This window comes from Bradyrhizobium sp. (assembly GCF_047605465.1).
Classification (GTDB): domain Bacteria; phylum Pseudomonadota; class Alphaproteobacteria; order Rhizobiales; family Xanthobacteraceae; genus Bradyrhizobium.
The window spans coordinates 1-9,459 of record NZ_JASGFS010000109.1 but is presented as its reverse complement, the minus strand read 5'-3'; the positions used below and the strand labels follow the sequence as shown (position 1 = coordinate 9,459).

Below are 9,459 nucleotides of genomic sequence, written 5' to 3'. Positions count from 1 at the left end.
CTGAACGCGCCGCAGTCCGGCATCCTCGGCATGCACAAGATCCAGGAGCGGCCGATGGTGATCGGCGGCAAGATCGAAGTGCGTCCGATGATGTACCTGGCGCTGTCCTACGATCACCGCGTCATCGACGGCAAGGAAGCCGTCACCTTCCTGGTTCGCGTCAAGGAGAGCCTGGAAGATCCGGCGCGGCTGGTGCTGGACCTCTGAGGGGAGGGGATTGTGGAAGAGCCGTCGCTTCTTCTTTCCCTCCTGCCGTTGCTGCTGACGACCCTCGTTTGCTTCTTCTTTGCGATTCCGATCAGTCGCAGGAAGGGCAAGGGGGTCGGCTTTGCCGCCTGGTGCCTGATTCCGTTTCTCACGCCCTTCATTCTCCTCCGTTTGGCAAGCTTGACGGACAAGTCCGTGCTGGACCGATTGGCGGCTCTCGAGGGCAGGACTTCGTAAACGGGCGAACGCGTGGACTGATGTGATGGATAAAGTCGTTGTCATCACCGGCGGCAGCCGCGGCATCGGGCGGGCGACCGCGCTTGCCGCAGCGGCGCGCGGTTTCCGTGTCGTCGTCGGCTATGCCAGCAACAGGACGGCCGCGGACGAGGTGGTGGCCACGATCGAGGCCAGCAACGGCAAGGCCATCGCCGTGAAATGCGATGTCGCCGAGGAAGGCGACATCGTCGAGCTGTTCAAGGCGGCGGACAAGTTCGGCACCTTGGGCGCGCTCGTCAACAATGGCGGCATCGTCGGCAAGAGCGGCACGCGCCTCGATGAGATGTCCGCCGAACGCATCCAGCGCGTGATGGCGGTCAACGTCACCGGTTCCATCCTCTGCGCGCGCGAGGCGGTGAAGCGGATGTCGACCAAGCACGGCGGCAAGGGCGGCGTCATCGTCAATTTGTCGTCGGTCGCGGCCAAGCTCGGTGCGCCCAACACCTATGTCGACTATGCCGCCTCCAAGGGCGCGATCGACTCCTTCACCATCGGTCTCGGCCACGAGGTCGCGAGTGAAGGCATCCGCGTCGCCGGCATCCGCCCCGGCCTGATCGACACCGATATCCACGCCTCCGGCGGCGAGCCCGATCGCGCCCATCGTCTGGCCCACATGGTGCCGATGAAGCGCGTCGGCACCGCCGAGGAAATCGCCAACGCCATCGTCTGGCTGCTGTCGGACGATGCCTCCTATGTCACCTCGGCCATTCTCGACGTGTCCGGCGGCCGCTGACACGTCTCCTCACGCTTAACTCACGGGACTTCCTCTCATGGCTACTTACGATCTCGTCGTCATCGGCACCGGACCGGGCGGTTATGTCTGCGCGGTGCGCGCAAGCCAGCTCGGCATGAAAGTCGCGGTGGTCGAAAAGAACGCCACGCTCGGCGGCACCTGCCTCAACGTCGGCTGCATGCCGTCGAAGGCGCTGCTGCACGCCTCCGAAATGTTCGAGGAGGCCGCGCATTCCTTCGCCAAGATGGGCGTGTCCGTGTCGGCGCCGAAGCTCGAGCTTCCGGCGATGATGAACTTCAAGCAGCAGGGCATCGACGGCAACGTCAAGGGCGTCGAGTTCCTGATGAAGAAGAACAAGATCGACGTGCTCAAGGGCACCGGCAAGATCCTCGGCACCGGCAAGGTCGAGGTCTCCGCCGACGGCAAGTCGCAGGTGGTCGAGACCAAGAACATCGTGATCGCCACCGGCTCGGACATCGCGCGGCTGAAGGGCATCGAGATCGACGAGAAGCGCATCGTGTCGTCGACCGGCGCGCTGTCGCTGGACAAGGTCCCCGGCAAGCTCCTGATCGTCGGCGCCGGCGTGATCGGCCTCGAACTCGGCTCGGTCTGGCACCGTCTGGGCGCTGAAGTCGTCGTCGTCGAATTCCTCGACCGCATCCTGCCCGGCATGGACGGCGAGATCGCAAAGCAGTTCCAGCGTATCCTGGAAAAGCAGGGCTTCGCGTTCAAGCTCGGCGCCAAGGTCACGGGCGTCGACACTTCCGGCAAGACGCTGAAGGCGACGATCGAGCCCGCCGCGGGCGGCGCCGCCGAGACGCTGGAAGCCGACGTCGTCCTCGTCTGCATCGGCCGCGTGCCCTACACCGACGGGCTCGGCCTGAAGGAAGCCGGCGTCGCGCTGGACAATCGCGGGCGCGTCCAGATCGATCCGCATTTCGCCACCAGCCTCAAGGGCGTCTATGCCATCGGCGACGTCGTCGCGGGCCCGATGCTGGCGCACAAGGCCGAGGACGAAGGCGTTGCGGTCGCCGAGATCATCGCGGGCCAGGCCGGCCACGTGAACTACGACGTTATCCCAGGCGTCGTGTATACCACGCCGGAAGTGTCCGCCGTCGGCAAGACCGAGGAGGAACTGAAGCAGGCAGGTGTGGCCTACACGGTCGGGAAGTTTCCCTTTACCGCCAACGGCCGGTCCAAGGTCAACCAGACCACCGATGGCTTCGTGAAGATTCTCGCAGATGCGAAGACCGATCGCGTGCTCGGCGTGCACATTATCGGCCGCGAAGCCGGCGAGATGATTCACGAGGCGTGCGTCCTGATGGAATTCGGTGGCAGTGCGGAAGACCTCGCGCGCACCTGCCACGCCCATCCGACCCGCTCGGAGGCCATCAAGGAGGCCGCGCTTGCAGTCGGCAAGCGAGCCATCCATATGTAGGCGACGCCCCGAACCGAATCGGGCGGGACATCACATGCTGCGCCGCCTACTTCAACCGGTCTGGGTCCTGCTGGCGATCATCTTCCTGATCGAAGCCTGGCTGTGGGACCATCTCGAACCGATCGTCGCGCGGGTCGTCGCAGCCATCCCGCTCGCCCGCTTCAAGGAATGGCTGACGGAGCGCGTCGACGCGCTCTCGCCGGCCATGACGCTGATCGTGTTCGCCGTCCCCATCATCCCGCTGTTTCCGCTCAAGCTGGTCGGGCTCTGGCTGCTCGCGCACGAATACTGGACCAGCGCGGTCTTCACGATCCTGTTCGCGAAGATGCTCGGCGTCGGCGTCACCGCCTTCGTCTTCGACGTCACGCGCGACAAGCTGCTGGAGATGGGCTGGTTCGAGCAGCTCTACGAGCTGGTGCTGAAGGTTCGCGCCAAGGCCTCGGAGGTCGTCGATCCGATCAAGCGCCGCATCAGGGAGCTGATCACCGGCAACGGCGAAGGCTGGTCCTCGCGCACGCTCCGCCTGATCCAGCGCTTCCGCAAGAGCGTGCACCAGGCGCGCTGATCATCTGCCACAGGCTTGCTGCCATCCCCCGGCTCGACCGGGCGATGGCGCTATTCCGGGACGGTTATGCGTGGAGGCCGGGCGTAGCGGATGCCCGATCGAGCTGTGCTAACGGCGAGACGTGCGGCGATCGATTGACGCCGCCACGTCAAGAAACCGCCCTCAATGCAGATGCAGCAGATGCGGCCACCACACGCCGAGCGCGGTCATCGCGATGCCGGCGAGTGTCAGGATGCCGCTGACCCAGGCCAGCGCGATCATGCCGGTGATGATGGTGGCCGATGCCAGCACGATGCCGATCTGGAAGGCGGCGGACGCAAGCTCGAAGTGATGGTATTTCGCGGTCGCCTCGTCGCGCTCGTGCTCGGCATGCTTGGCCTTCTCGGCGAGCTGCTCGGTGCCCTCGCCGGTCTCGGGCTCGGAGCGGTAGCGCGCCGCGGTCTTCTGCCAGTCGTCGATCTGCTTCTGGACCGCAGCCTTGACGGCGTCGTCGCTCGACGCGCCCAGCGTGAGCTTGCCCTGCTCGGCCGCGGTCTGCACCACCGTGCGGCGAATGCTCTTGGCCTGGAAGAAGGCCCAGAGATTGGCGGCCTCGACGTTCTTGCTGATGGCCTCGGTCTGCGCGCCCTTGCCGAGCGTCTCCGAGATCGCCAGGAACAACGCCAGGATGGCGATCAGGAGGGCGATCTTCCTGTTCTCGCCGGACGCGTGTTCGGCGTGCTCGGCGTGCTCCATGCTTTCGTGTGCGCTCATGATTCCCCTCCTGCCTGTCGCCGGCTACGATTGACCGAACCGCGACAGCCGCGCAAGGGGCATGCGCGTTGTGACAGCCTCGTGTCAGCTTTCAGCGTTGGTTCAGCTTCGGTTCAGCGTCTTGGATGCGCGCTGGCATAGACTTCGAGCAGCCGCTCCGAATCGATGCCGGTGTAGATCTGCGTGGTCGAGAGCGAGGAGTGGCCGAGCAGCTCCTGGATCGCGCGCAGATCGCCGCCGCGCGACAGCAGGTGGGTGGCGAAGGAGTGCCGCAGCGCGTGCGGCGTGGCGCTGTCGGGCAGGCCGAGCGCGCCGCGCAGCCGCTCCATCGCGAGCTGGATGATGCGCGGGCTCAAGGGTCCGCCGCGCGCGCCGACGAAGATCGGCCCGTCGGCGGGCAGCGGGTGGGGGCACAGAGCGACGTATTCCTGCACCAGCGCCAGCACGTTCTGCAGCACCGGCACCATGCGGGTCTTGTTGCCCTTGCCGGTGACGACCAGCACGTCGCCTTCGCCGGGCCGCGGCACCTCGCGGCGCTTCAGGCCGAGCGCTTCGGAGATGCGCAGGCCCGAACCGTAGAGCAGCGCCATCACGGCGGCGTCGCGCACCAGGATCCAGGTCTCGCGCTCCTCGCCGGCGCGTTCGTCGGCATCGGCAAGACGCTTGGCGGATGCCATCGGCAATGGCTTCGGCAGGGTCTTGCCGACCTTCGGTGCGCGGATCGCCGAGAGCGCGCCGACCTTGCCCTTGCCCTCGCGCTCCAGGAAGCGGCCGAAGGAGCGCAGGCCCGCGAGCGCGCGCATCAGCGAGCGGCCGGCGATGTCGTCGGCGCGGCGCATCGCCATGAAGGCGCGGATGTCGGTGGCTTCCAGCGCGGCGAAGCGCGCCAGCGTGACGCGTTCGCCCCAATGCGCGCAGAGGAAGTCGAGGCATTGCCGAAGGTCGCGGCCATAGGCTTCCAGCGTCTTCGGCGACAGCCGCCGCTCGGCGCCAAGATGCGCCAGCCAGCGCGTCATCTCCTGCGCGATCGACGGATCGGCGCTGGCGAGCTCGATGGGTGGGGCGGCCGCTTTGCTCATGCGCTCTGGACGTGGTGATTCCGCACAGTATATCGCATCTCACTCGTTTATCGTTCGCTAAGGCCGGCGCTCGGCGCTAGCCTCCCCGCCCCGGGTTCCGATTCTCCCTCCAGCACAAGCCGTCGCCAAGACCATCCATGGATCGTTCGTCGCGCAGCAACTCCGCCCCCGCCAACGCGACCGGCATGGTCGACGTGCTGGTGCCTGTCGCGCTCGACCAGACCTATTCCTACAAGGTGCCGCGCGGGATGGACTTGAAGGCCGGCGATCTCGTCGGCGTGCCGCTCGGCCCGCGCGAGGTGCTCGCCGTGGTCTGGGGCGAAAACGCCAATCCCGATCCGCGCCTGCACAACCGCCTCAAGGAGGTCAGCGAGAAGCTCGACGTTCCACCCTTGAAGCCCGAGCTGCGATCGGTCGTGGACTGGGTCGCCAATTACACGCTGAGCCCGCGCGGCATGGTGCTGCGCATGTGCCTGCGGATGGGCGAGACGCTCGGCCCGGAGCGGGTGCGCCCCGGCGTGCGCCTCGTCGGCGATCCCCCGCGGCGGCTGACGCCGGCGCGCCAGCGCGTGATCGAGGTGCTGGCGGACCGGCTGCTGCACGGCAAGTCCGAAGCGGCCAAAGAGGCGGGCGTCTCGGCCGGCGTGATCGACGGGCTCGTCGACGAAGGCACGCTGACGGTCGAGCCGATGCCGCCGCCGCCCCCGCCGCCGGCTCCCGATCCGGAGTTCGGCCGGCCGGACTTTTCGCCGCTCCAGCGTGTCGGTGTGGATGCGATGCGCGCGCTCGCGGCCAACGGCACCTTCCACGTCGCGCTGCTCGACGGCGTCACCGGCTCCGGCAAGACCGAGGTGTATTTCGAGGCCGTGGCGGAGACCATCCGCCGTGGAAAACAATCGCTGATCCTGATGCCGGAGATCGCGCTGACCGGCCAGTTCCTCGACCGCTTCGCCCAGCGCTTCGGCGTGCGTCCGATCGAGTGGCACTCCGAACTCACGCCGCGCACCCGTGCGCGCAACTGGGCCGCGATCTCCGAAGGCAGCGCGCCGGTCGTGGTCGGCGCGCGTTCGGCGCTGTTTCTGCCCTACGCCGATCTCGGCCTCATCGTCGTCGATGAAGAGCACGACCAGGCCTACAAGCAGGACGAGGGCGTGCACTATCACGCGCGCGACATGGCGGTGGTGCGCGCGCATATCGCGAGAATTCCGGTGGTGCTGGCCTCCGCGACGCCGTCGGTCGAGTCCGAAGTCAACGCGCGCAAGAACCGCTATCAGCGCATCGCCCTGCCTTCGCGCTTCGGCGGCCAGCACATGCCGCACATCGAGGCGATCGACCTGCGCCGCGAGCCGCCCGCGCGCGGACGCTACATCTCGCCGCGGCTGGCGGGCGAGATCAGGAAGGCGATCGAGCGGCGTGAGCAGGCGCTGCTGTTCCTCAATCGCCGCGGCTACGCGCCGCTGACGCTGTGCCGCGGCTGCGGCCATCGCTTCGCCTGCACCATCTGCGATGCCTGGCTGGTCGATCATCGCTTCCGCCAGCGGCTGGTCTGCCATCATTGCGGCTTCTCGATGCCGCGCCCGCACATCTGTCCGAACTGCTCGGCGGAGGAATCGCTGGTCGCGGTCGGGCCCGGCGTCGAGCGCCTGCAGGAGGAGGCGGCGGCGCTGTTTCCGGAGGCGCGCACCATGGTACTGTCGAGCGACCTCATCACCTCGATCGAGACGATGCGCTCGGAACTCGCAGAGATCGCGGAGGGACGGGTCGACATCATCATCGGCACGCAGCTCGTCGCCAAGGGCCACAATTTCCCGCGGCTCAATCTGGTCGGCGTGGTCGACGCGGATCTCGGCCTCAGCAACGGCGATCCGCGCGCTTCGGAGCGCACCTGGCAATTGCTCAACCAGGTCATCGGCCGCGCCGGGCGCGAGCAGGGCCGCGGCGTCGGCTATCTGCAGACCCATCAGCCCGATCACCCCGTGATGAAGGCACTGATCGCCTGCGACCGCGAGGCCTTCTACGACAGCGAGATCGATCTGCGCGAGCGCACGCTGTATCCGCCGTTCGGGCGGCTTGCGAGCCTGATCATATCGGCGGGCGACCGCCCGAGCGCGGAAGGACTCGGGCGCAGGCTCGTTGCGCTCGCGCCGCGCGACGAGCGCGTGGTGGTGCTGGGGCCGGCGGAGGCCCCGCTCGCTGTCATCAAGGGCCGCTATCGCTTCCGCATCCTGGTGAAATCGGCGCGCGGCTTCGACCTGTCGGATTATCTGCGCAACTGGCTCGCGGTGTGCCCGAAGCCGAAGGGCAACCAGAAGCTCGAGGTCGACGTCGACCCGCAGAGCTTCCTGTAAGACCCCGGTCCAGCCGGACCACGGGCGCTTCTCCCTTCCCGTCATGGAAAGCAGCGCAGCGACGACGCAATCCAGAATGCCTCCGCTGAACGACTCCGGATTGCTTCGCTGTGTTCGCAATGACGCGTGGATAAACCGCAGCATCATCGGGGGCAGTTCGACCCTGCGCGAAGACCCGGAACTCGCGGCGCTCCATCCGCGCTGCGGATCACGCCATGACGCGCCCAAGAAAAAGCCCGCCGTCGCCCGGAGATCACGGGGAGACGACGGGCTTGTCTCAGGCGCTCATCAAACTGCTCACGTCCATGCGGACGACGATGGAAACTGCGCTTGTGAGGTGAGGCGCGGGTCGCGCCCTCAGGAGACGACTTCCGCGGTGACGCGGCCGACGCCGGCGCCGGTGAGGCCGATGGCACGGGCGGCGCCCGTGGAGAGGTCAAGGACACGGCCGCGCACGAACGGGCCACGGTCGTTGATGGTGACGATCACGCTGCGTCCGCCATGGGTGACGCGCAGCTTGGTGCCGAACGGCAGCGAACGGTGAGCCGCGGTCATGGCGTTCTGGTTGAAGCGCTGGCCCGACGCGGTCCTGCTGCCGGATTCGTTGCCGTAAAAGGAAGCCATGCCGGAAAAGCTGTGGCCCGTGCCCGACGTCGGCGTCATCGACGCGTTGGCGTTGCGCCATTCCGTATTGGAATCGTTCTGGGCGTGGCGGTGATGATGGTGGTGATACCGGTGATGCCGGGATTTGGCGGAAGCTTCGGTGGCAGTTCCACCGATGATGAGAGCTGCAGCGACGAAAGCGATCGCCGTGCGAGGCCGGGTCACAGTGCCCAGCGTCTTCAAAGACAGCATTTAGTGGTCCCTACGCTAGTATTGCCACATGTGTGGCTAATGGAGCCCCCATCAGTTTGTGAGCGGTTTCGCGTTTCCTTTCGCAATGAGGCGTGAATTGGGCAGTAAATCCCGTATGTGTCGTCATGAAATATCTTGTGACTGGCACCGATATTGCAGCCGATGTTCCGTGATCTTTATTTTTAATGATTTGTTAACTAAGTTAATACTTGCGAATACTGTAAATCGAAGTTGTTGTTCCGAAAATTTAGAATTGAGTAAGTATTCGGCCGGCGGCGCGACGGTCCGCGGATTCACGGCTCAGTGATCCGTGTTCATGGCCGGTATGCGCTGAGGGCAGGAACGAAATGGCGGGTTGCCGCCGCAGACTTCATCGCCATTCCGTGACGCGGCAGGCTGTCGTTCCGGCGCGCGCGGGCTGCGACGAACTGGCGACAGAAGGTCGTGCCTTTAATTTGGCGTCATGTTGCACGTGCGCGCCTGCTATGTTAGCAAAGCCGCGATTTTAACGAGCCCGGCACCTCCCGTGCCGGTCGGAAATCGAAGTCCCGCTTGAATTCCAAGGGCTTGGATCGCTAGGCGCCGCGTTGTGGCGACGGTTTTTCCCTTGCGAATTTGACAGCTAAAAGAGCGCGTCTGTGGCTGCAGAAGATACGTCCGTTTCAGGTGTGTCCGGTCGTTATGCAACGGCCTTGTTTGAACTGGCCCGCGACCAGAAAGTGGTCGACGAGGTCAAGGCAGATCTCGATAAGTTCGATGCCCTGCTAAACGAAAGCGCCGATCTGAGGCGCCTCGTCCGCAGCCCGGTGTTCGCCGCCGACGCCCAGTCCCGGGCGCTGTCGGCCGTGCTGGACAAAGCCGGTATCGCCGGCATCTCCGCCAATTTCCTGAAGGTCCTGACCGCCAATCGCCGCCTGTTCGCGGTGGCTGACGTCATCCGCGCCTACCGCGCCCTCGTCGCCAAGTTCAAGGGCGAGGCGACGGCCGACGTGACGGTGGCGGAGGCGCTCTCGGACAAGAATCTCGACGCCCTCAAGGTTGCCCTGAAGTCGGTGACCGGCAAGGACGTCGCGCTCAACGTGAAAGTCGATCCCTCGATCATCGGTGGCCTCGTCGTGAAGCTTGGCAGCCGCATGGTCGATAGTTCGCTTCGCACCAAACTCAATTCGATCAAGCACGCGATGAAAGAGGCAGGCTGATGGACA

Annotated in this window: 10 protein-coding genes; 7 read left to right on the top strand and 3 right to left on the bottom strand. The window is 65.8% G+C overall.

Annotated features, from left to right (window positions below; translation table 11 throughout):
- From QM712_RS35470 to QM712_RS35450, 5 genes are all read left to right on the top strand, one after another.
- The coding region (locus QM712_RS35470; protein ID WP_415027803.1) for a 2-oxo acid dehydrogenase subunit E2 at positions 1–207 on the top strand (207 nt) is incomplete at its 5' end.
- A gap of 12 nt (positions 208–219) precedes the next feature.
- Positions 220–444 (top strand): hypothetical protein, encoded by a 225-nt coding sequence (locus QM712_RS35465; protein ID WP_415027802.1) that lies wholly within the window; start codon positions 220–222, stop codon positions 442–444.
- 22 nt (positions 445–466) lie between these two features.
- A complete protein-coding gene (locus QM712_RS35460) occupies positions 467–1,216 on the top strand; it encodes an SDR family oxidoreductase (RefSeq protein WP_415027801.1) in 750 nt (249 codons plus the stop codon).
- 37 nt (positions 1,217–1,253) lie between these two features.
- Positions 1,254–2,654, top strand: a complete 1,401-nt coding sequence (gene lpdA / locus QM712_RS35455) for a dihydrolipoyl dehydrogenase (protein ID WP_415027800.1) — start codon at positions 1,254–1,256, stop codon at positions 2,652–2,654.
- Positions 2,655–2,688: 34 nt separating this feature from the next.
- On the top strand, positions 2,689–3,219 hold the full coding sequence (locus QM712_RS35450; protein ID WP_415027799.1) for a hypothetical protein: 531 nt from the start codon (positions 2,689–2,691) through the stop codon (positions 3,217–3,219).
- A 162-nt stretch (positions 3,220–3,381) separates the two neighbouring features.
- Here the strand turns inward: QM712_RS35450 and QM712_RS35445 are convergent, their stop codons facing one another.
- Both QM712_RS35445 and QM712_RS35440 read right to left on the bottom strand, forming a co-directional pair.
- Positions 3,382–3,972 carry a DUF4337 domain-containing protein gene (locus QM712_RS35445; protein ID WP_415027798.1) on the bottom strand — a complete coding sequence of 197 codons (591 nt, stop codon included), beginning with the start codon at positions 3,970–3,972 and terminating at the stop codon, positions 3,382–3,384.
- Between the two features lie 113 nt (positions 3,973–4,085).
- Positions 4,086–5,051 carry a tyrosine recombinase XerC gene (locus tag QM712_RS35440; protein ID WP_415027797.1) on the bottom strand — a complete coding sequence of 322 codons (966 nt, stop codon included), beginning with the start codon at positions 5,049–5,051 and terminating at the stop codon, positions 4,086–4,088.
- Positions 5,052–5,188: 137 nt separating this feature from the next.
- Here QM712_RS35440 and QM712_RS35435 point away from each other — a divergent pair, with 137 nt between their 5' ends.
- Positions 5,189–7,399 (top strand): primosomal protein N', encoded by a 2,211-nt coding sequence (locus QM712_RS35435; protein ID WP_415027796.1) that lies wholly within the window; start codon positions 5,189–5,191, stop codon positions 7,397–7,399.
- A 357-nt stretch (positions 7,400–7,756) separates the two neighbouring features.
- On the opposite strand, the gene QM712_RS35430 is transcribed toward QM712_RS35435, so the two are convergent.
- On the bottom strand, positions 7,757–8,254 hold the full coding sequence (locus QM712_RS35430; protein WP_415027795.1) for a septal ring lytic transglycosylase RlpA family protein: 498 nt from the start codon (positions 8,252–8,254) through the stop codon (positions 7,757–7,759).
- 638 nt (positions 8,255–8,892) lie between these two features.
- Here QM712_RS35430 and QM712_RS35425 point away from each other — a divergent pair.
- Positions 8,893–9,453 carry a F0F1 ATP synthase subunit delta gene (locus QM712_RS35425; protein WP_415027794.1) on the top strand — a complete coding sequence of 187 codons (561 nt, stop codon included), beginning with the start codon at positions 8,893–8,895 and terminating at the stop codon, positions 9,451–9,453.
- The last annotated feature ends 6 nt before the right edge of the window (positions 9,454–9,459 follow it).